We start from the raw sequence: 19,852 nt of genomic DNA on the forward strand, positions 1-19,852 counted from the left end.
TGTCGCGCCGGATGCTCCTTACCGGGAGTGGCAGGACTGCCGTAGGGCCTCGATTTCCTGCCACTTCCGAGGCACACTGGCGGCATGCTGCGGAACGTGGCCGCCGTCCTGCTGGACGGCGCGCATCCCTTCGAACTCGGCGTGCTCTGCGAGGTCTTCGGCATCGACCGGAGCGACGAGGGCCTGCCGCGGTACGACTTCGCGGTGGTGTCGGCGGAGGGCCCCGAGCTGAGCACCCATGTCGGCGGCCTCTCCGTCTCCACGCCGTACGGGCTGGACCGGCTGGAGGAGGCCGACCTGATCGCCGTCCCGGCGGGGAGCGACTACGCCCGCCGGGAGTACCCGCCCGAGCTGCTGGACGCCCTGCGGCGGGCGGTGGACCGGGGCGCTCGGGTTCTGAGCGTGTGCTCCGGGGTGTTCGTGCTGGGCGCCGCCGGTCTGCTGGACGGGCGGCGGTGCGCGGTGCACTGGCACCACGCGGCCGAGCTGGCCCGGCAGTACCCGCGGGTGGCCGTGACGCCCGACGTGCTGTACGTGGACGAGGACCCGGTGATCACCAGCGCCGGCACCGCCGCCGGCATCGACGCCTGTCTGCACATCGTCCGCAAGGAGCAGGGCACGGACGTCGCCAACAGGATCGCCCGGCGCATGGTCGTGCCGCCGCACCGGGACGGCGGTCAGGCGCAGTACATCGAGCGGCCGCTGCCGCGCTCCTCCTGCGACACGGTCGGCGAGGTGCTGGCCTGGATGGAACAGCACCTCGACGAGGAGGTCACCGTCGAGCAGCTCGCGGCCCGGGCGCACATGTCACCGCGCACCTTCGCCCGCCGCTTCCAGCAGGAGACGGGCACCACTCCCTACCGCTGGATCCTGCGCCAGCGCGTGCTGCTGGCCCAGCGGCTGCTGGAGGCGACGGACGAGACGATGGACGCGATCGCGTGGCGCACCGGCTTCGGCACGGCGGCGGCCCTGCGGCACCAGTTCGTCAGGGCCCTGGACACCACTCCGCACGCCTACCGGCGCACCTTCCGCGGCCCGGAGGCCGTCACCCGGTCCGGGGCACCACGATCCTCGCCCGCGCCACGGATCACCGCGCCACGGGCCTGACCAGCAGGTCGTGCGGACGGAGCGTGATGCCCACGCGGACCGCGTCGTTCGAGCCGGCCACCTGCTCGAAGCGGTACTTCGTGGCCAGCGCCGCCGTGATCAGCGTCAGCTGCGCCATGGAGAAGTGATCACTGGGGCACTTCCGCTTGCCCGCGCTGAACGGCTTCATGGCGTGTTTCGGCACATTCGCCGCGCGTTCCGGCAGCCAGCGGTCCGGATCGAACTCCAGGTTGCCGTCGTACGACTTCGGATCGCGTTGGATTGCGTACGGACTGTAGATGATGTCCGCCCCGGCCGGAATGCGATAGCCACCGAGTTCGGTCTCGACGACCGCGCGCCGCGTCAATACCCATACGGCGGGACGCAAACGCATGGCTTCCACGATGACATTGCCGGTGTGCGTGAGCTTGCGGACGTCCTCGAATGCCACGGGGCGTCCGCCGGTGACCGCTTCGACTTCGTCGCGTATGCGGTCGGCATGTACCGGATGGTCGGCAAGTGCCTGCAGCAACCACATGATCGTGGAGGCGATGGTTTCACTGCCGGGGGTGAGTATCGCGACCACCTGGTCGTGGATCTCCTGTTCCCCGATCGGGTCGCCATTGTCGTCCTTCGCCTCCAGCAATGCCGTCAGCAAATCGTCCGGCTTTTGACCGGATGCGCGGCGCTCGGCGATGATCTCGTCGACCAGGAGGTGCAAATCGGCCAGCGCGTTGTTGAATTCGCGGTTGGCCGGCAGCGGCAGCCGGTAGAGCGGACCCAGCGGGACCACCATCCGCCGGTACATGCCCCGGAAGACGGTGGCGAGCGCCACGCACAGCCGCTCGGCCCGCTCGTCCATGTACTGGCCGCGCAGCAGGCAGCGGGCCGCGACGCGCACGGCGACGCGGAAGGACTCGGAGGTGGCGTCGACGGTCCGCCCGGGCTGCCAGCGCTCGGCGAGCGCGTGCGCCTCCTCCTCCATGATCGGCCCGTAGGCGGGGATCGCGTCGAGCTTGAACGCCGGCTGGATGGTGCGTCGCTGGCGGCGGTGGAGCGGGCCGTTGGCGGTCGCCACGCCCTCCTTGCCGAGCAGGCCCTCCAGCGACTCCCACAGCGGACCGGCTATGTGGTAGTCGGGGCTCAGGGCCAGGGCGCCGGTGAGCTCCGGGGTGGTGACCGCGTACACGGTCTTCGGGCCGAGCTTGATGCGCACGATGTCGCCGTGGTCGCGCAGCTGGGACATGTACGCCAGCGGGTCGCGGGCCAGCTTCCAGCCGTGGCCGAGGAGCGGGACGCCACCACCCGCCACGGGCGGCTCACGCAGCTCCGGTGCCTCTTCGGTCCGGGTCTCGGGATTGACGGACTCGACGGTCATTTCTCACCTGCCGCTTCGTTGTTGACGTACGGGGGCGTGGACCGGTCGTCCCAGCTGTCGACCATGTACCGGCCGGACTCGTGGTGGAACCAGTAGACGGAACTGAACCAGTTCCGCATATTGCCGACGTTGGCCCGTACGGCGCCGCTCAGTTCCTTTCCGCGCACGGTGCCGTCGTCGAGTTCGTCGGCGAACCGTAACGCGTCCTGTTCCACGGCGAGGAATTCGGTGATGCATTCCTCGACGCGTCGACGGACTTCTCCGATTGCTTCTTCCAGGGTCAGCCCGTGATGGGTGATGAGACTGATTCCGAGATTGTGGACCTCGTCACCCGCTATTTCCTTCGGGAGTGAGCAGAGGTCGTTGTACCAGGCGGCGAATTCCTGGCTCAGCAGCGCAGCCCGGCGATATGCCGGATGCTTTCGGACGGCGTCCGGGAGTTCACAGCCCGCGCTCGGCTCCAGCAGGTCGGTCCAGATCCAGTGGGCGAACGTGAGCCGGCGCAGCTCGAGGTACTCCGCCACGCCGGGCACGATGCCTCGGGTCCGGTTGTGGAATTCGCGGTCGTACGCCTCGATCACCGCGTGGAAGTGCCGGGCGAACCGGGTGTTCCAGGTCGCCGGCGGCGGCAGGAAGGCGTACAGCCTCCGCACGCTGTCGGCGAACCCGGCGACCAGCGTGTCCTCGTGGTGCAGATGGTCCTCCGGTGAGTCGAGTGCCGTGTGCAGCTGGTCCCGCAGCCGTCGCCAGGCGGTCGGACGGCCGTGGACGATGTCCCGGTCGTGCCGGTCGTCCCAGACGAAGAACCACGCGCTGTAGTCCGCTATCGCCTGCATGACCTCGTCGGGGGCGCCCAGGTAGTACCCCGCCATGAGGTCCGTGTAGCACAGGCCATCGGCATATTCCTCGACCTTGTCCGCCGGCATGAGCCGTTTTTCCAGCAGCCAGGTGCGGGTTGTCTCCTGGAGCTTCGGCCAATACGGGTGCAGTCGCCGAGGAAATGCCGCCTCGATCACCGGAAGGCGCAGTGATGGCGGTACCGCGATCGCGGTCGGTGTCGCTGTGGTGCCGTGTGAGAAAGCATGCACGAACAAACCCCTCTCAGCCGCCGGTGGCGCACCCCTCTCGCCGAACGGGGCGTGCGCCGTTGCGTATCCCCGCGCTTCCTATTCAGCACCACAACTGACCGTTCTGGGAACGGATTTGCTTCATTCGCCACCCCCTGGTGCCGGAATTCTCCTGGTGTGTGGCAGGTTTCGGATCTTCTGGCGAGCGGCGGGGATCGAACGCATGACGGACAGACGAACGGCGCCCGCTCGGGGTGAGACCCGAACGGGCGCCGTGCGCGCGGTGGTTGTGTGGTCGGTGTCGCGGTGTCAGTCGTTCGCGACCACGGGGTAGCGCGGCTCGTTCTCGGCCATCTGCCTCAGCGCCTCCTTGCGTTCACGCTTGGAGAGCCGGTCGATGTAGAGGTACCCGTACAGGTGGTCCGTCTCGTGCTGCAAACACCGTGCGAAGTAGCCGGTGCCGCGCACCCTGACCGGGTTGCCCTTCTCGTCCTGCCCGGTCACCTCGGCGTAGTCGGGGCGGGCGAGCGGCGCGTAGGCGGTCGGCACGGACAGGCAGCCCTCGTTGCTGTCGTCCAGGCTGCGCCGGTCGGCGGGCAGTTCGACCAGGACCGGGTTGCAGACCACGCCGACGTGGCGGACGCCCTCGTCGTCGGGGCAGTCGTACACGAAGACCTTCTTGCCGACACCGATCTGGTTGGCGGCCAGGCCCACGCCCTCGGCGGTGCGCTGGCTGGCGAACATGTCCGCGACCAGCTGCTGGAACTCCTCGCCGAAGTCGGTGACGTCCTCGCACTCCTTGTGCAGCACCGGGTTGCCGACCACCGTGATCGGACGCGAGGTGCCGCGTTCACGCCAGGACGCCTCGCGCTCCTCGCAGTCCTCGGTGTCGACGACGAACCCCTCGTCGTCCACGGGGAGCACGCCCGCGTGCTGCTGATCGGTGTCCTGCTGGGCCATGACCGACGTATGCCTTCCTCGAACAACTAAGGGGTGATGCGACTGGGGGGGGTGGTGCCGGGCGACCGCTGCCGCGGAGGTCCCGGTAAAGACTACGGGGCCGCTCAGCAGACCTCTTCCAGGTCCCGCCAGTCCCGGGAGTCGGGACTGTCGGCGACCCACCCGTCCAGCAGCCCCTTCACCAGCGCGGCCGGCGCGGCCACCCCGCACTCCCGCTCCGGCACCCACAGCTGCCCGTCGGTCCGGTGGCCCAGGGGCCCCGGGTGCCCCGGTTCGCTGTGATCGTGCGGGTCGAGGTGCTCACCCTCGCCCTCGTCGGACGGCATCCGTGACTCCGAGCACATCCGGCACAGCAGCCGGACCGACGACGACCAGTCCTCGGCGGCGAACCCGGCGTCGGCGGCGAGCTGCTCCAGGGCGTCCCGGTCGGACTCGGTGGCCGCCTCCAGGAGGACCACCCAGGTGGGCACGGGCGAGGGCGCCCACAGCTCGATCTCGTCGAAGACGGGGTAGGCGTGCCCGGCGGTGGTGGTCCGCTCCCCGTGCGGCACCCCGTCGTGCAGGACGACCTCGCCCCAGCGCCGGCCGGAGGACGGCAGCGGGATGGACAGCACCTCGATGCGGGCGGGGTCCAGCCGCCGCCCCCACACGACCTCGGCCTCCCCCTCCGGGGACAGCCGTACGGCCGCGCTGCCGAGGTCCATGCCGAGCGGCTCACCGGCGTCCGTCGGGTCTCCCGGGGTGCGCAGTCCGTAGGCCTGCCAGGCCCGGCGGGCCAGCGGCCAGTCCTGCAGGGCGGTCGCGGCGATGCCGACGTTCCACCAGTCGGGTGCGCCGATGTCCCGGTCGAGCAGCGCGACGGCCCTGAGCCCCGCCGCTCTGGCCTGTTCCCAGTCGTGCCGGAACTTGTGCAGCAGGGCGAGGTTGAACCATGACTCCGACAGCCAGGGTTCCAGGTCGGCGGCGCGCGTCAGCAGCGCGCCCGCGTCCTCGTAGCGACCGTCGCCGATCAGCGTGAACGCACGGTCGGTGGCCTGCCGCCAGGAGGCGGAGGGCCGGTGCCGTCCCTTGCCGAAGATCCTCACGATTCCCGCCTGCCAGTTCCGTTCTGTGGGCTGGCTGTGCCTTCCCGCGCCCCCGGACACCTTCTCCTTCGCATCCAACCACGTACGCCTGGAGGGGCGCTCATTACCCATGGGTTACCCAGCCGCGGGCGTGGTAAGACTGCCGCGGGAAAGCACTCGGGCCAGTGCTTCCACGACGTCGGGAGCGTAGTCGCCCGCGGTGGCCAGCCGCAGCTGCTCCAGCGCCGTGAGGCCGCCACCGGGCCCGGCGTCCCGCGCTTTCTCCTCGTAGGCGTTCACGGCCCGTACGATCCGCGCGGCGACCGGTTGCTCCCGGCAGGGGTCGGCCTGCCGCTCCACCACCACGGCGACGGCCGCGTCGACCCCGGTCTGGCGGACGACGGCCCCGCCGAGAAGCGCGATCCGCCGCTGCTCGGCAGCGGGCAGGGCGGCCGTGGCCCCGTCCGGGACCGGGTCGACCAGGCTCAGCTGGCCGATGTCGTGCATGAGGGCCGCGTACTCCAGCACGCTCAGCTCGGCCGCGGACAGCCCGAGGTCCCGCCCGACGGCGCCGCTGAGTTCGGCGACGCGGCGGGCGTGCCCGGCCGGGGTGCACCCGGCGATCTCGGTGGCCCGGGCCAGGGAGGCGATGGTCTGCCGGTAGGTGGCCCGGACGGCCGCGTAACGCCGGTAGGACAGCTGGGTGAGCAACAGCGGCACGCAGAAGACGGGGAGCGCCCACAGGCCCGCGACGGCCACCGCGAGCGCCATCACCACGCCGGTCGCGCACACCGCGGAGGTGATCCCGACCATGCCGCGCAGTTCCTCGCGCAGCAGCGGACCGAAGGGCCATCCGGTGCGCGCGTGTTCGGGTGCCGCGGCGAGTACGGCGTCGCACAGGGTGGTCAGGGCGAGCAGCGCGATCAGCAGCAGCGCGTACGCGGGGCCGCTCCAGTCGCGGAAGACGCCCTGGTTGGACAGCGGCTGGAAGCACACGGCGGCGAAGGCGACGGTGAGCACGCGCCGCGCCAGGTGTTCCAGCACCGGCCCGCCGCCCCGGGCGACGTAGGGCACGCTGCCGAGCAGCGAGGCGGCGAGCACGACGGTGACGGTCTGGGCGACGCCGTGGTGTGTGGGCCGCCCGGCGACGTCCCCGAGCAGCGCGTACGCCAGTGCCCCGGCGGCAGCGAGCGGCGCGGCCTCCCGGACCTCGGCCCCGGACCGACGGGTGAGCTCTCACCGAGGACGACGAGGGCACCGAACGCGAGCGCGACGGGCCGCTCCGCCGGCCCCGACCACAGCACGGACACGAGACAGGGAAGAGCGAGAAGCCCGGCGCAGCCGGGGACGAGGCCGAGGACGAGGGGAGACCCGGGCCGGGACCGGGACCGGAACCGGGGCCAGGACCGGAGCCGAGGTCGGGGCCAGGACCGGAGCCGAGGTCGGGGCCAGGACCGGAACCGGGGTCGGCGCCAGGACCGGGACCGCAACGACGTCATGGCGGGCTCCCCCCGTCACAGCTCCGGGCCCCTGCCGCGCGGTCGGCAGCCGGGGACCGGTCCGGACGGCCACCGGCGGCGCTCCCGGAGGACAGGAGCAGAATCGTCCCGCCGCCGGCCACGAGTCTCGTCACAGCGTCCCCCCGCCCACACTGTCGCGCGCCTCTTCTCCACGCCCCGCGGCCACCCTGGCCCGGACGGAGGGGGCGCCGTCCGCCGTCACCGCCGGGCGCCAGCCGTGGTGGCCCAGGGCGCGGAGCAGCGCCCCGACCACCCGTGGGTCGAACTGCGCCCCGGCGCACCGCTGGAGCTCCTCCACGGCCGCCGCGACGGGTCGGGCCCGGCGGTACGAGCGCGTGGACGTCATCGCGTCGAAGGCGTCGGCGACGGCCACCACGCGGGCCGATTCCGGGATCCGGTCGCCGGCCAGTCCGTAGGGGTAGCCGCTGCCGTCCAGCCGTTCGTGATGGTGGAGGACGGCGGCCCGGGCCTCGCCCAGGAAGCGGATGCCGCGCACCATCTCGTGCCCGTACTCGGGGTGCAGTTCGATCACCCGGCGTTCCTCGGGCGTCAGCGGCCCGTCCTTGCGCAGCAGCCGGGTGGGCACCCCGAGCTTGCCCACGTCGTGCAGGATCCCGGCGAAGCGGAGCGTCTCGACGCGCTCGTCGTCCATGCCCAGCTCACGGGCGATCATCATCGTGGCCTGGCCGACGCGCTCACTGTGCCCGCGCGTGTAGCCGTCCTTGATGTCGACGGCCTGCACCAGCGCGCGGATGGTCGCCTGGTGCGCGGCCTGTTCCCGGTGGTACTGGGCGAACGCCCACCACGCCACGCACATCGGCAGCAGCACGAGCAGCGCGGCGACGGGACCGTACGGGCTGCGCCACAGGACGGCCATCATCAGCCCGGCGAGCCCGTGCACGGCGATCGGCGCGAGCGACCGGGAGAACAGCCCCCGCCAGGCCCGGCTCGCCGGCACACGGTCGGCGAGCGCCAGGATGCCGCCGTCCAGCAGGGTCAGCACCAGGCAGAACGCCAGTACCGCGGCCCCGGCCGGCCCGAGCGCGTACGGGAAGTCGGGCGCGACGACGGCGTCCCGCCCGCCCAGCTCCCAGTGCACCCGCGCCGCGGCCGCCACGGCGAGCGTCAACTGCGCGGCCCGCCAGACGCGCCGCAGCACGAACGGCCGCTGCGCCACCGGGGACAGCAGGGCCCCGGGCAGTGCCACGAGCGCGGCGGCGGGCGGCGGCAGCAGGAAGGCCCCGGCGAGCAGTACGGGGTAGCAGGTCCCGACGGAACGGGACCGGGCGAGGAGTTCCGAGCCCGCGTACAGGCCGGCCAGCAGCAGCACCGCCCACCAGGGCGCGTGCAGTTCGGGCAGCGGGCGCAGGCAGACCAGGGCGGCGAGGGCGACACCGGCGACGTACACACGCGCCCGCGCCGGTACCGCGTCCATGAGCCCCTCCCCCGGCCATGCCTGTCAGGCTCCGGAGCCTAGGGCGGCGGCAGGGGGAAGGCGGGCAGATAACCCGCGGATTAGCACGTACGAGTGACGTGACGTGTCGCGTGCGCGGTCCGGCCCGCTGACGTCAGGACTCCTGCGGAGCCGGCGGCGCGGCCGTGACGTCGTGCTCGGGCACGGACTGCCCGGAGCGGATCAGGTCGATCCGGCCCATGACCTTGGAACGCAGGTCACCCGGCACGTCGTCCTGTCCGCAACACCTCTTGACCAGCTTCTTCACGGCCTGCTCCAGCCCGTACTTCTCCAGGCAGGGCGAGCACTCCTCGAAGTGGTGCTCGAACTTCACGCAGTCCGAGTCCGGCATCTCTTTGTCGAGGAACTCGTAGAGATGATCGAGGATTTCGCTGCAATCCGTCTCGTGCGGCTCTCCGCAGCTCATGACCCCGAGCCTTTCGCTTCGTTCGACTCTCCGGCGCCGGCCGGGACCAGGCCGCGGTCGCGGGCGTAGTCCTCCAGCATGCCGCGCAGCTGACGGCGTCCACGGTGCAGCCGGGACATCACCGTACCGATGGGTGTCCCCATGATGTCCGCGATCTCCTTGTAGGCAAAGCCCTCGACATCCGCCAGATACACGGCGATGCGGAACTCCTCGGGGATCGCCTGGAGCGCCTGCTTCACGTCCGAGTCGGGCAGGTGGTCGAGCGCCTGCGACTCCGCGGAGCGCAGACCCGTCGACATGTGCGACTCGGCACGCGCGAGCTGCCAGTCCTCGATCTCCTCGGCCGCGCTGCGCTGTGGTTCGCGCTGCTTCTTGCGGTACGAGTTGATGAAGGTGTTGGTGAGGATGCGGTACAGCCACGCCTTGAGGTTGGTGCCCTCGCGGAACTGGTGGAAGGACGCGTACGCCTTGGCGTAGGTCTCCTGCACCAGGTCCTCGGCGTCGGCCGGATTACGTGTCATGCGCAGCGCGGCCGAGTACATCTGGTCGAGGAACTCGAGCGCGTCCCGCTCGAAGCGCGCGCTGCGCTCCGCGGTCGACTCCGCGCCCGTGCCCCGGCCCTCGGGCTGCTCCGCCTGGCCGTGTTCGGTCCCTGCGTCGGTCCCAGTGACCGGACCCACCTCCTCCAGTGATGTCACGGAGCCGAATGCGGCCCCGCTCGAATCGGAGGATAGACGACGATCCGGTCCGCCCGCCGCCCGAACGGGGGCGGTCTTCGCCGCATGCAGCACTGTCCAGTCCAGGTCTGACCGGCTGCTGCGACTGGGGCAGAAGGCTGAACCCATGCGGCGGACTTCCTCTCCTACGGCGTCGGTGCTGATTCTCAGCAACGTATGTCCGCCACAACAGTGGTCGCCCGCCGGTCATTCCCGGGCGTTCACCCGAGTGAGCCGACCCACTTCACGACGCCCTCGGTGATCAGGTCGAGGGCCTGCTGCCGCGTGATCTCCGCCCGCTTGGGAACGGCGAAACCGTGGTCGCCGTACGGCACCTCCACCATGTCGTACGTCCCTTCCGAGGCCTCGGGGAACTCCGCGGGCCTGCCGAAGGGGTCGTTGCCGCCCTGGACGACGAGGGTGGGCACCTTGGCGCCGAGCAGTTCGTCGGCGCGGGACTTCTCGGGCTTGCCCGGTGGGTGCAGCGGGAAGCTCAGGGCGAGGACGGCGTGGGCGCCCAGTTCGGTGGCGGTACGGCAGGCGACGCGGGCGCCGGCGCTGCGTCCGCCGGAGATCACCGGCAGCCCCGGTGCGGTCAGCGCGGGCCACAGGCCCCGCCAGCCGGTGTCCAGGGTCTTCGGCGCGGGCGCCAGCTTCTTGCCGGCCACCCGCCAGGGCTGCTCGACGAGGGCGACGCTCACCCCGTGCGCGGGCAGCGCGGCCGCCAGCGCCCGCAGGTCGGGCGCCTCGATGCCACCGCCGGCGCCGTGGCTCACGGCGAGGACGAGGCGCGGCCGCTTCGCCGGGTGCCAGGTGATGCGGGCGGGGCCCGCGTCCGTCTCGACGGTCTCCGTCACAACCGCCGCCGTCTCCGTCACATCCGCCGCCGTCGTCGCCGCATCCGCCGCCGCGTCCGTTGTCCCGTCCGTCATGTCAGAAGAGTGTGCCTTCTTCCGGCCCGTCCAGCTCCTTCAGCAGCTCCGGACCGTTGTTGCGGACGCTGCTCACGGCCGTGGAGACGGGGAACGCGCGCATCAGCCCGGTGGGCGGCGGAGTGAGCAGGGAGGCCAGCTCGTCGGGGTCGGTGCGCGCCGGGTCCAGCCAGTGGTCCCAGCGGTCCGGCGTCAGCATCAGCGGCATCCGGGGGTGGATGTCGGCCAGCGCGTGCGGGCCGTCGGCCGGGGCGTCCGCGAGCGGTGCGGCCTCCGCCTCCGTGGTGATCACCGAGCATGTCACCCACCAGGTCCGCGGGTGGTCGTCCGGCAGCGTCCGGTCCCGCCAGAACTCGTACAGCCCCGCCATGGCGAACACCGACCCGTCGGCCGGGGTCACGAAGTACGGCTGCTTGCGGGGCCGCTTCCGGCGCCCCTCGACCTCCAGGTCGCGCTCCTGCTTGCCGGTGACCCACTCGTAGTAGCCGTCGGCGGGCAGGATGCAGCGCCGGGTGGCGAAGGCGCGGCGGAAGGACGGCTTCTCGTGGACGGTCTCCGCGCGCGCGTTGATCATCCGGGCGCCGCCCTCGGGCGTCTTGGACCAGGAGGGGACCAGTCCCCACTTCAGCTTGCGCAGCTGGCGAACCGGCTTCGGGTCCTCGACGTCTTTCAGTGGACGGTCCAGGACGGCGTAGACCTCCTTGGTGGGGGCCACGTTGTAGTCGGGTTCCAGGGTCTCCTCCGGCTCCCACTTCTCGATCTCAAAGATTCCCGCGAGATCCTCGGGTCGACGACTCGCCGCATACCGTCCGCACATACGTGCCACACTGCCAGGCCCGCCCGCCTCCCGACCACCACCCCTCACCTCTCGACGAGGCGCCGCGCGCCCCACCCGCCAGTCCGCACCCACGAGGAGCCCGCACCGAACATGGACCACCTCGCAACGGCCTCACTCACCTCACTCTGGGACGAGGTCTCCGGCACCCAGCCCGATCCCGACCTGTGGGTGGTGATCGCGACCCTGGTCGCAGCGCTCGCCGTAGTCGTGCCGCGCGGGCCGTGGCGGATAGCGCGCAACGCCATCACCATCGCGCACGAGGGCGGCCACGGGCTGGTGGCGCTGGTCACCGGGCGCACGCTGACCGGCATCACCCTGCACTCCGACACCAGCGGTCTGACCGTCAGCCGCGGCAAGCCGCACGGGCTCGGGATGATCCTCACCGCGGTCTCCGGCTACACCGCTCCCCCGCTGCTCGGCCTCGGCGGGGCCGCGCTGCTGGCCTCGGGACGCATCACCCTCCTGCTGTGGCTGGCCACGGCACTGCTCTTCGCGCTGCTGGTGATGGTCCGCAACGCGTACGGGGTGCTGACGGTGGTGGTCACCGGGGCCACGTTCGTCCTGGTGTCCTGGCTGGCCGGACCGCAGGTGCAGGCGGCTTTCGCGTACGCGGTGGTGTGGTTCCTGCTGCTCGGCGGGGTGCGGCCGGCGTTCGAGCTGCAGGCCAAGCGGGCGCGGGGCGGGGCCGGCGACTCGGACGCGGACCAGCTGGCCCGGCTGACCCACGCGCCGGCGGGGGTGTGGTTCTTCCTGTTCCACGCGGTGTCGCTGTGCTCGCTGATCGGCGGGGGGCGCTGGCTGCTGGAGCTGTGAAGCCGGGGTGACCCCGGGTACACGCTCTCCCCTGCGCTCCGCATATATGCACGGCAAGTGCACTGTCGCGTTTTCGGTCAGGTTTCGCCGCTTTTGATCAAGATCTCCGGCGGTCCTCAGCCATTAAAGTGGGGCCCATGACCGTGAACCCCGCGCACACCGCCCTCTGGCCCGCCCCGCACGCGAGCGGAGCCGTCGACGCGACCGTCCACGTGCCCGGATCCAAGTCGGTCACCAACCGCGCCCTGGTACTGGCCGCCCTCGCCTCCGAGCCCGGCTGGCTGCGCCGCCCGCTGCGCTCCCGCGACACCCTGCTGATGGCCGGCGCGCTGCGCGCGATGGGCGTCGAGATCGAGGAGGGCGTCGGCCCGGACGGCACCGGCGAGTTCTGGCGCGTCATCCCGGCCGGCCTGCGCGGCCCGGCCACGGTCGACGTGGGCAACGCCGGCACGGTCATGCGCTTCCTGCCGCCGGTCGCCACGCTCGCCGACGGCGCCATCCGCTTCGACGGCGACCCTCGTGCGTACGAGCGTCCCCTGCACGGAGTGATCGACGCGCTGCGCGCGCTCGGCGCCCGCATCGACGACGACGGGCGCGGCGCCCTGCCGTTGACCGTGCAGGGCGGCGGCGCCCTGGAGGGCGGCCCGGTCGCGATCGACGCGTCGTCGTCCTCCCAGTTCGTCAGCGCCCTGCTGCTGTCCGGGCCCCGCTTCAACCAGGGCGTCGAGGTCCGCCACACCGGCTCCGCGCTGCCGTCCATGCCGCACATCCGCATGACCGTCGACATGCTGCGCTCGGTCGGCGCCCAGGTCGACACCCCGGAGTCCGGCGGCGAGCCGAACGTCTGGCGGGTCACGCCGGGCGCGCTGCTCGGCCGGGACCTGACGGTCGAGCCGGACCTGTCCAACGCCCAGCCGTTCCTGGCGGCGGCGCTGGTGACCGGCGGCAAGGTCGTCGTCCCCGACTGGCCGTCCCGCACCACCCAGCCCGGTGACCGGCTCCGCGAGATCTTCACCGAAATGGGCGGTTCCTGCGAACTGACCGACTACGGGCTCGTCTTCACCGGATCGGGTGCCGTGCACGGCATCGACGTCGACCTGAGCGAGGTCGGCGAGCTCACCCCGGGCATCGCGGCCGTCGCCGCCCTGGCCGACTCCCCCTCGACCCTGCGCGGGGTGGCGCACCTGCGCCTGCACGAGACGGACCGCCTGGCCGCGCTCACCAAGGAGATCAACGAACTCGGCGGCGACGTCACCGAGACCGCCGACGGTCTGCACATCCGCCCGCGCCGCCTGCACGGCGGGATCTTCCACACCTACGAGGACCACCGCATGGCCACCGCCGGCGCGGTCATCGGTCTCGCGGTGGAGGGGGTGCAGATCGAGAACGTGGCGACGACGGCCAAGACCCTGCCCGACTTCCCCGACCTGTGGGCCGGGATGCTCGGGGCATAGGGACGGTTCATCATGCGTCGCTACGGCAAGCACACCGACGAGGACGACATCCGTTCCCGCCCCAACCGCAAGGGCAACCGGCCGCGCACCCACATCCGGCCCAAGCACGAGGACGCCGCCGACGGCCTGGTCCTGACCGTGGACCGCGGCCGGCTGACCTGCCTCGTCGAGGACCGGATCGTCATGGCGATGAAGGCCCGCGAACTGGGCCGCAAGGCGGCGGTCGTCGGCGACCGGGTGGCGCTGGTCGGTGACCTGACCGGCAAGAAGGACACGCTCGCGCGGATCGTGCGCATCGGGGAGCGCACCTCGCTCCTGCGCCGTACCGCGGACGACGACGACCCCTACGAGCGCGTGGTCGTCGCCAACGCCGACCAGCTCGCCATCGTCACCGCCCTCGCCGACCCCGAGCCACGCCCCCGCCTGATCGACCGCTGCCTGGTCGCGGCGTTCGACGGCGGCCTCACCCCGCTCCTGGTGATGACCAAGTCGGACCTCGCGCCGCCCGACGAACTGCTCGAGCTGTACGGCGCGTTGGACATCCCGTACGTCGTGACCAGCCGCGAGGAGCTGGAGAACGGCGCGGCGGCCGGCCTCGTACGCGAGCACCTGGACGGCAAGATCACGGCCTTCGTCGGCCACTCCGGCGTCGGCAAGACGACACTCGTCAACACCCTGGTGCCCGAGGACCGACGCCGCGTGACGGGCCACGTCAACGCGGTGACGGGACGTGGCCGGCACACGACGACCTCGGCCCTCGCCCTGCCGCTGTCCTCGGAGGAGGGCGGCTGGGTCGTCGACACCCCGGGCGTACGGTCGTTCGGACTGGCGCACATCGATCCGTCCCGGGTGATCAACGCCTTCCCCGACCTGGTGCCCGGCACGGAGGGCTGCCCGCGCGCGTGCGGTCACGACGAGCCCGACTGCGCGCTGGACGCGTGGGTCGCCGAGGGGCATGCCGACCCCGCGCGGCTGTACTCGCTGCGCCGGCTGCTGTCGACGCGGGAAGCGAAGGAAGGCGACTGACCTCCGCGTTGTTTGCCGTGCCGTGGTACCGGTAAGTGCATAATCGCACCAAGCCGGATCCAAGCCTGAGCAAAGCCGGACAGAACGACCAGGTGACGAAGACCGGGCGAGGCGGCGGTCACGGTACGGGACTACGGGAGGACAACACATGGCGTGGCTGCTGGTCATAGTGGCCGGGGTGCTCGAAACCGGCTTCGCCGTCTGTCTGAAGCTCTCGCACGGGTTCACCCGGCTCTGGCCCACCATCGCCTTCTGCGCCTTCGCGCTGGGCAGTTTCGGCCTGCTGACCATGGCCCTGAAGAAGCTCGACGTCGGTCCCGCGTACGCGGTGTGGACCGGCATCGGCGCGGCGGGCACCGCCATCTACGGCATGGTGTTCCTCGGCGACCTGGTCTCGACCCTGAAGATCGTCTCGATCAGCTTCGTCATCATCGGTGTGATCGGGCTGCAGCTGTCGGGCTCGGCGCACTGAGGCGGTCGACGCGCTCGCCGGGTTCCGACGCGTTGTCCGCGTTCCGATGGTTCGACGGTTCGACGCGTTCCGACGGTTCGCCGCGTTCCGACGGTTCGCCGTGTTCGCCGCTAGGCCGTCAACCGGCGCGGCAGGGCGGTGCGTACGAGTTCCGCCACCCCGCCCTCGGCGGGCGGCGCCGCGACGCAGGACAGGGCGAGACGCACGGCCAGTTCACAGGAGCGGGCCAGCTCGGTGGCGTCCGGAAGCGTGTCCGAGACCGTCAGGACGGCCACGGCACGGTCTCGGACCAGGGCGACGAAGTCGCCGGGCGTGGGCAGCGGACCGTCGGCGCGGCGCTGGGCCGGCACGGCCGAGGAGGACGGCACCGCCGCCAGGGCCGGTGAAGGCAGGCGTTCGCTCCAGCAGCCGGTGAGCATGGCCCGCACCAGCACGTTCTCGCGGGCGGCGGACGCGGTCCACTCGGCGGTCGCGGCGAGCTGCTCGCGGAAGTCACCGGGGCCGTCGGCGAGCGCACGCTCCACGCCGGCCAGATACCCGTCCGCCTCCCTGCGGACGAGCGCCCGGGCGAGGCCCTCCTTGCTCCCGAACTCGTTGTACAGCGTCTGCCGGGACACCCCGGCGGCCGCCGCCACGTCCACCATCCGCACAGCGGACCACGGCCGGCGCGCCAACGCCGTACAGGCGGCGTCGAGCAGGGATTCCCGGGCTGCAGGCACCAGCGCCTCCCTCGGGCCAAGCGACTTGGTGCCAGATTTGACGGGTATGGGGGCACTGTCAAGAGCCCTCGCGCACGCCGTCGCGGGCGCGGGCGGTCGGCGTGGCGGCGCCCCGCCACGCCGGTCCGCGGCCCCACCTCCGCCCGGCACCGGCAGACCCGCCCACCACGCCAACACCGGCCCACACGCCCGCCCGTCACCACCACCCACCCCCGGGACCACGCTCCGGCCCGCCAAACCCCTGGTAGCCCCACCCCATCTCCGACAGATACCGTGACGGCATGCCCGACTACCTTGACGACCTCCGCCTCGCCCACGTCCTCGCGGACGCCGCCGACGCCGCGACGATGGAACGCTTCAAGGCCCTCGACCTGAAGGTCGAGACCAAGCCGGACATGACCCCGGTGAGCGAGGCGGACAAGGCCGCCGAGGAACTCATCCGCGGCCACCTCGCCCGCGCCCGCCCCCGCGACGCGGTCCTCGGCGAGGAGTACGGCGTCGAGGGCACCGGCCCCCGCCGATGGATCATCGACCCGATCGACGGCACCAAGAACTACGTGCGGGGCGTCCCCGTCTGGGCGACCCTCATCGCCCTCACGGAGGCGGGTGAGGGCGGCTACCATCCCGTCGTCGGCCTCGTCTCCGCCCCGGCGCTCGGCCGCCGTTGGTGGGCGGTGAAGGACCACGGCGCCTTCACCGGCCGCAGCCTGACCTCGGCGTCCCGGCTGCGCGTCTCCCAGGTCTCGGAGCTCTCCGATGCCTCCTTCGCGTACTCCTCTCTCCAGGGCTGGGAGGAGCAGGGCCGCCTCGACGGCTTCCTCGACCTGACCCGCGAGGTGTGGCGCACGCGCGCGTACGGCGACTTCTGGCCGTACATGATGGTCGCCGAGGGCTCGGTCGACATCTGCGCCGAACCGGAGCTCTCCCTCTGGGACATGGCCGCCAACGCGATCATCGTCACGGAGGCCGGTGGCACCTTCACCGGCCTCGACGGCCGCCCCGGCCCGAACAGCGGCAACGCGGCCGCGTCGAACGGCCGGCTCCACGACGAGCTCCTCGGGTACCTCAACCAGCGCTACTGAGCGCCTTCCTGGCGCCCCCGTACTTGCCCCCTGCGCGCCCCTTGTTGACCCGGGCTTTGCCTGCCACTCTGAGAGTCCCCCCACTTGTGAGCTTGTGAATCCATGAACCAACTCATGGATCACCGGCAGGAGGTGGCTCCACCCATGCTCGTCCGCGAAGCCATGAGTACGGTCGTCCTCACCATCGGCCCCACCCACACCCTCCGCCAGGCCGCCGCCCTGATGTCCGCGCGCCGCGTCGGCGCGGCGGTGGTGTACGACCCCGACGCCGGCGGCATCGGCATCCTCACCGAACGCGACATCCTGGTCTCCGTAGGCCTGGGCCAGGACCCGGACACCGAACGCGCCCACGCCCACACCACCACCGACGTCGTGTTCGCCACGCCGGCCTGGACCGTGGAGGAGGCGGCCCGGGCCATGGCGCACGGCGGCTTCCGCCACCTCATCGTCCTCGACCGCGGCGAGGCCGCGGGCATCGTCTCGGTCCGCGACATCATCCGCTGCTGGGCGCCGGAGCGGTCGCGGCACGAGGTGCCGGCGGTGACCTCCTGACGCCGTCACACCCGGCGACACGCTCGGTGAAACACCGGCGGCACGCCCTGCGACGCGGTCCACGGCGCTACCGGTGGCGCACCGGGTGACACTTCCGCCGACACGACGAACGGGCCGGACCCCCGTCCCCGGGGATCCGGCCCGCCGCTACGACAAGCGGTCCAGTGCTGGACGTCAGCCGCGCAGGGCCTGGACCGCGGCCTCCAGCCGCTTGCCGAAGTCACCGTCGGCCTGACGGAAGTTGTTGATCGCGCGCTCGATGATGTCGTCGCGCGACACGTCGGAGAGGGCTCCGGCCAGGTTGTTGATCAGCCGCTCCTTCTCCTCGTCCGTCATGAGCCGGTAGAGGTTGCCCGCCTGGACGAAGTCGTTGTCCTCGGCGTGCGACGGAGTCGCGGTCTCGCCGGTGACACCCGAGACGGCGGACGGCTGCCACAGGGGCTTGTCCGTCTGGAACGGGCCGCCGAAGCTGTTCGGCTCGTAGTTCTTCGCACCCTTGTGGCGGCCGTCGTACAGGTAGCCGTCACGGGAGTTGGTGCGCGCCTCGGTGGCGTGCGGACGGTTCACCGGCAGGTGGTCGGCGTTGATGCCGACGCGGTAGCGGTGGGCGTCGCCGTAGCCGAACAGGCGGCCCTGGAGCATCTTGTCCGGGGACGGGCCGATGCCGGGCACGAAGTGCGCCGGGGAGAAGATCGACTGCTCGACCTCGGCGAAGACGTTCTCCGGGTTGCGGTTGAGCTCCAGCTTGCCGAACTCGATGACCGGGTAGTCCGCGTGCGGCCACACCTTGGTCAGGTCGAACGGGTTGAAGCGGTACTTCGCGGCCTCGGCGACGGGCATGATCTGCACGCCGACGGTCCAGGACGGGAAGTCCCCGCGCTCGATGGCCTGACGCAGGTCGCGCTGGTGGGAGTCGGGGTCCGCACCGGCGAGCTTGTCGGCCTCGGCCTGCGTGAGGGTCTTGATGCCCTGGTCGGTCTTGAAGTGGTACTTGACCCAGAAGGCCTCGCCGGCCTCGTTGTTCCACTGGAAGGTGTGCGAGCCGAAGCCGTCCATGTGGCGGTACGACGCCGGGATGCCGCGGTCACCGAACAGCCAGGTCACCTGGTGCGTCGACTCGGGCGACAGGCTCCAGAAGTCCCAGACGTTGTCCATCTCCGTCGAGCCCGTGTAGGGGTCGCGCTTCTGGGTGTGGATGAAGTCCGGGAACTTGATGGCGTCCCGGATGAAGAACACCGGGGTGTTGTTGCCGACGAGGTCGTAGTTGCCCTCTTCGGTGTAGAACTTCAGCGCGAAGCCGCGCGGGTCACGGACGGCGTCCGCCGCACCCAGGTTGCCGGCCACGGTCGAGAAGCGGAGGAAGGTCTCCGTCTCCTTGCCGACCTCGGACAGGAACTTCGCCCGGGTGTACTTGGTGACATCGGCGGTGACCGTGAAGGTGCCGTAGGCGCCGGCACCGCGGGCGTGCACGACACGCTCCGGAATGCGCTCGCGGTTGAAGTGAGCCAGCTTCTCCAGCAGGAGCTGGTCCTGGACGAGCACGGGGCCGCCGACGCCCGCGGTCTCACTGTTCTGGTTGTCGGCTACCGGAGCCCCGGCCTCCGTAGTGAGCGGTCCCTGAGTCACGTACGCCTCCTGCGCCAATCCTGCAAAACCTGTCCCTTGGCTAATGCCGCTACCGATCCTACAATGGACAATGTCTAAGTCAAGTAAGACTCCAAAGTCACACACGTTCGGGACCTGGTCCCCCTTGCTGTTAGGCTGGTCTGTATGAGTGACCTACTGGAACGGCTGCGTGGACGCGGCTGGCGCATGACCGCGCAGCGGCGCGTCGTGGCCGAGGTCCTCGACGGCGAACACGTCCACCTGACGGCCGACGAGGTGCATGCCAGGGCCGTGGGCAAGCTCCCCGAGATCTCCCGGGCGACCGTCTACAACACCCTCGGTGAGCTGGTCTCGCTCGGTGAGGTCCTGGAAGTCGCGACGGACAAGCGCGCCAAGCGGTACGACCCGAACGCGCACCAGCCGCACCACCACCTCGTCTGCGCCCAGTGCGGCGCGATCCGCGACGTCCACCCCGTCGGCAATCCGCTGGCCGACCTTCCCGACTCGGAGCGCTTCGGCTTCTCCGTCTCGGACGTCGAGGTGACGTACCGCGGCACCTGCCCGAACTGCGCGGCGGCGTAAGCCCCTCCACCCGTACGAGAGCCCCGGCACCGATGAGTGCCGGGGCTTTCGCGTCGCCGCGCGGCGCGAACGCGGTGAACGGGGAACGGCGAACGGCGAACGGCGA

At 71.3% G+C, this 19,852-nt stretch carries 19 protein-coding genes and 1 pseudogene; 8 read left to right on the forward strand and 12 right to left on the reverse strand.

The window, feature by feature from the left end; translation table 11 throughout:
• Positions 1 to 84 precede the first annotated feature (84 nt).
• Positions 85 to 1,107, forward strand: coding sequence for a GlxA family transcriptional regulator (locus QC283_RS03640; RefSeq protein ID WP_279559861.1), 1,023 nt, complete (start codon positions 85 to 87; stop codon positions 1,105 to 1,107).
• Here QC283_RS03640 and QC283_RS03645 read toward each other — a convergent pair.
• The 10 genes and pseudogenes from QC283_RS03645 to QC283_RS03690 all read right to left on the reverse strand — a co-directional run bounded on the left by QC283_RS03645 (position 1,088) and on the right by QC283_RS03690 (position 11,420).
• Positions 1,088 to 2,464: a bifunctional albaflavenone monooxygenase/terpene synthase gene (locus QC283_RS03645; RefSeq protein WP_279559862.1), complete on the reverse strand. Its 1,377-nt coding sequence runs from the start codon at positions 2,462 to 2,464 to the stop codon at positions 1,088 to 1,090. The genes QC283_RS03640 and QC283_RS03645 overlap by 20 nt on opposite strands.
• The gene (gene cyc1 / locus QC283_RS03650; RefSeq protein ID WP_279559863.1) at positions 2,461 to 3,552 is read right to left on the reverse strand and encodes an epi-isozizaene synthase; all 1,092 of its coding nucleotides are present in this window, start codon (positions 3,550 to 3,552) and stop codon (positions 2,461 to 2,463) included. Before cyc1 ends, QC283_RS03645 begins: the two co-directional genes overlap by 4 nt.
• Positions 3,553 to 3,840: 288 nt before the next feature.
• Positions 3,841 to 4,491: a peptide deformylase gene (gene def / locus QC283_RS03655; protein ID WP_279559864.1), complete on the reverse strand. Its 651-nt coding sequence runs from the start codon at positions 4,489 to 4,491 to the stop codon at positions 3,841 to 3,843.
• A gap of 104 nt (positions 4,492 to 4,595) precedes the next feature.
• Positions 4,596 to 5,576: a tetratricopeptide repeat protein gene (locus tag QC283_RS03660; RefSeq protein WP_279559865.1), complete on the reverse strand. Its 981-nt coding sequence runs from the start codon at positions 5,574 to 5,576 to the stop codon at positions 4,596 to 4,598.
• A 114-nt stretch (positions 5,577 to 5,690) separates the two neighbouring features.
• Positions 5,691 to 6,916: pseudogene (locus QC283_RS03665) on the reverse strand (HD-GYP domain-containing protein); the annotation flags it as partial.
• A gap of 268 nt (positions 6,917 to 7,184) precedes the next feature.
• Entirely contained in the window at positions 7,185 to 8,510 is a 1,326-nt protein-coding gene (locus tag QC283_RS03670) for an HD-GYP domain-containing protein (RefSeq protein ID WP_279559866.1), read from the reverse strand.
• Between the two features lie 133 nt (positions 8,511 to 8,643).
• A complete protein-coding gene (gene rsrA / locus QC283_RS03675) occupies positions 8,644 to 8,955 on the reverse strand; it encodes a mycothiol system anti-sigma-R factor (RefSeq protein ID WP_053136860.1) in 312 nt (103 codons plus the stop codon).
• Positions 8,952 to 9,635, reverse strand: a complete 684-nt coding sequence (gene sigR / locus QC283_RS03680) for an RNA polymerase sigma factor SigR (protein WP_003973756.1) — start codon at positions 9,633 to 9,635, stop codon at positions 8,952 to 8,954. Before sigR ends, rsrA begins: the two co-directional genes overlap by 4 nt.
• A 257-nt stretch (positions 9,636 to 9,892) precedes the next feature.
• The gene (locus QC283_RS03685) at positions 9,893 to 10,603 is read right to left on the reverse strand and encodes an alpha/beta hydrolase family protein (protein ID WP_383527246.1); all 711 of its coding nucleotides are present in this window, start codon (positions 10,601 to 10,603) and stop codon (positions 9,893 to 9,895) included.
• A 1-nt stretch (position 10,604) separates the two neighbouring features.
• Positions 10,605 to 11,420 carry an SOS response-associated peptidase gene (locus QC283_RS03690; RefSeq protein ID WP_279559867.1) on the reverse strand — a complete coding sequence of 272 codons (816 nt, stop codon included), beginning with the start codon at positions 11,418 to 11,420 and terminating at the stop codon, positions 10,605 to 10,607.
• A 111-nt stretch (positions 11,421 to 11,531) separates the two neighbouring features.
• Here QC283_RS03690 and QC283_RS03695 point away from each other — a divergent pair, with 111 nt between their 5' ends.
• From QC283_RS03695 to QC283_RS03710, 4 genes are all read left to right on the forward strand, one after another.
• The gene (locus QC283_RS03695; protein ID WP_279559868.1) at positions 11,532 to 12,254 is read left to right on the forward strand and encodes a M50 family metallopeptidase; all 723 of its coding nucleotides are present in this window, start codon (positions 11,532 to 11,534) and stop codon (positions 12,252 to 12,254) included.
• A 137-nt stretch (positions 12,255 to 12,391) separates the two neighbouring features.
• On the forward strand, positions 12,392 to 13,708 hold the full coding sequence (aroA, locus tag QC283_RS03700) for a 3-phosphoshikimate 1-carboxyvinyltransferase (RefSeq protein ID WP_279559869.1): 1,317 nt from the start codon (positions 12,392 to 12,394) through the stop codon (positions 13,706 to 13,708).
• A gap of 12 nt (positions 13,709 to 13,720) precedes the next feature.
• Entirely contained in the window at positions 13,721 to 14,734 is a 1,014-nt protein-coding gene (gene rsgA, locus QC283_RS03705; protein WP_279559870.1) for a ribosome small subunit-dependent GTPase A, read from the forward strand.
• Between the two features lie 148 nt (positions 14,735 to 14,882).
• Positions 14,883 to 15,206 carry a DMT family transporter gene (locus tag QC283_RS03710; protein WP_279559871.1) on the forward strand — a complete coding sequence of 108 codons (324 nt, stop codon included), beginning with the start codon at positions 14,883 to 14,885 and terminating at the stop codon, positions 15,204 to 15,206.
• Between the two features lie 110 nt (positions 15,207 to 15,316).
• Here the strand turns inward: QC283_RS03710 and QC283_RS03715 are convergent, their stop codons facing one another.
• Complete coding sequence (locus QC283_RS03715; RefSeq protein WP_279559872.1) at positions 15,317 to 15,925, reverse strand: TetR/AcrR family transcriptional regulator; 609 nt, start codon at positions 15,923 to 15,925, stop codon at positions 15,317 to 15,319.
• Positions 15,926 to 16,206: 281 nt separating this feature from the next.
• On the opposite strand from QC283_RS03715, the gene hisN reads away from it, so the two are divergent.
• A complete protein-coding gene (gene hisN, locus QC283_RS03720; protein WP_279559873.1) occupies positions 16,207 to 17,007 on the forward strand; it encodes a histidinol-phosphatase in 801 nt (266 codons plus the stop codon).
• 144 nt (positions 17,008 to 17,151) lie between these two features.
• A complete protein-coding gene (locus QC283_RS03725) occupies positions 17,152 to 17,559 on the forward strand; it encodes a CBS domain-containing protein (protein WP_279559874.1) in 408 nt (135 codons plus the stop codon).
• A 174-nt stretch (positions 17,560 to 17,733) separates the two neighbouring features.
• On the opposite strand, the gene QC283_RS03730 is transcribed toward QC283_RS03725, so the two are convergent.
• Entirely contained in the window at positions 17,734 to 19,185 is a 1,452-nt protein-coding gene (locus QC283_RS03730) for a catalase (protein WP_279559875.1), read from the reverse strand.
• 144 nt (positions 19,186 to 19,329) lie between these two features.
• On the opposite strand from QC283_RS03730, the gene QC283_RS03735 reads away from it, so the two are divergent.
• Entirely contained in the window at positions 19,330 to 19,746 is a 417-nt protein-coding gene (locus QC283_RS03735) for a Fur family transcriptional regulator (protein WP_279559876.1), read from the forward strand.
• Positions 19,747 to 19,852 lie beyond the last annotated feature (106 nt).

The organism is Streptomyces sp. DH41, assembly GCF_029813785.1.
GTDB lineage: Bacteria > Actinomycetota > Actinomycetes > Streptomycetales > Streptomycetaceae > Streptomyces.

Coding starts and splice junctions, on each gene's coding strand:
- QC283_RS03640 (WP_279559861.1), top strand. CDS start 85: ATGCTGCGGAACGTGGCCGCCGTCCTGCTGGACGGCGCGCATCCCTTC.
- QC283_RS03645 (WP_279559862.1), bottom strand. CDS start 2,464: ATGACCGTCGAGTCCGTCAATCCCGAGACCCGGACCGAAGAGGCACCG.
- def (WP_279559864.1), bottom strand. CDS start 4,491: ATGGCCCAGCAGGACACCGATCAGCAGCACGCGGGCGTGCTCCCCGTG.
- QC283_RS03670 (WP_279559866.1), bottom strand. CDS start 8,510: ATGGACGCGGTACCGGCGCGGGCGCGTGTGTACGTCGCCGGTGTCGCC.
- rsrA (WP_053136860.1), bottom strand. CDS start 8,955: ATGAGCTGCGGAGAGCCGCACGAGACGGATTGCAGCGAAATCCTCGAT.
- QC283_RS03685 (WP_383527246.1), bottom strand. CDS start 10,603: ATGACGGACGGGACAACGGACGCGGCGGCGGATGCGGCGACGACGGCG.
- QC283_RS03690 (WP_279559867.1), bottom strand. CDS start 11,420: ATGTGCGGACGGTATGCGGCGAGTCGTCGACCCGAGGATCTCGCGGGA.
- QC283_RS03695 (WP_279559868.1), top strand. CDS start 11,532: ATGGACCACCTCGCAACGGCCTCACTCACCTCACTCTGGGACGAGGTC.
- aroA (WP_279559869.1), top strand. CDS start 12,392: ATGACCGTGAACCCCGCGCACACCGCCCTCTGGCCCGCCCCGCACGCG.
- rsgA (WP_279559870.1), top strand. CDS start 13,721: ATGCGTCGCTACGGCAAGCACACCGACGAGGACGACATCCGTTCCCGC.
- QC283_RS03710 (WP_279559871.1), top strand. CDS start 14,883: ATGGCGTGGCTGCTGGTCATAGTGGCCGGGGTGCTCGAAACCGGCTTC.
- hisN (WP_279559873.1), top strand. CDS start 16,207: ATGCCCGACTACCTTGACGACCTCCGCCTCGCCCACGTCCTCGCGGAC.
- QC283_RS03725 (WP_279559874.1), top strand. CDS start 17,152: ATGCTCGTCCGCGAAGCCATGAGTACGGTCGTCCTCACCATCGGCCCC.
- QC283_RS03735 (WP_279559876.1), top strand. CDS start 19,330: ATGAGTGACCTACTGGAACGGCTGCGTGGACGCGGCTGGCGCATGACC.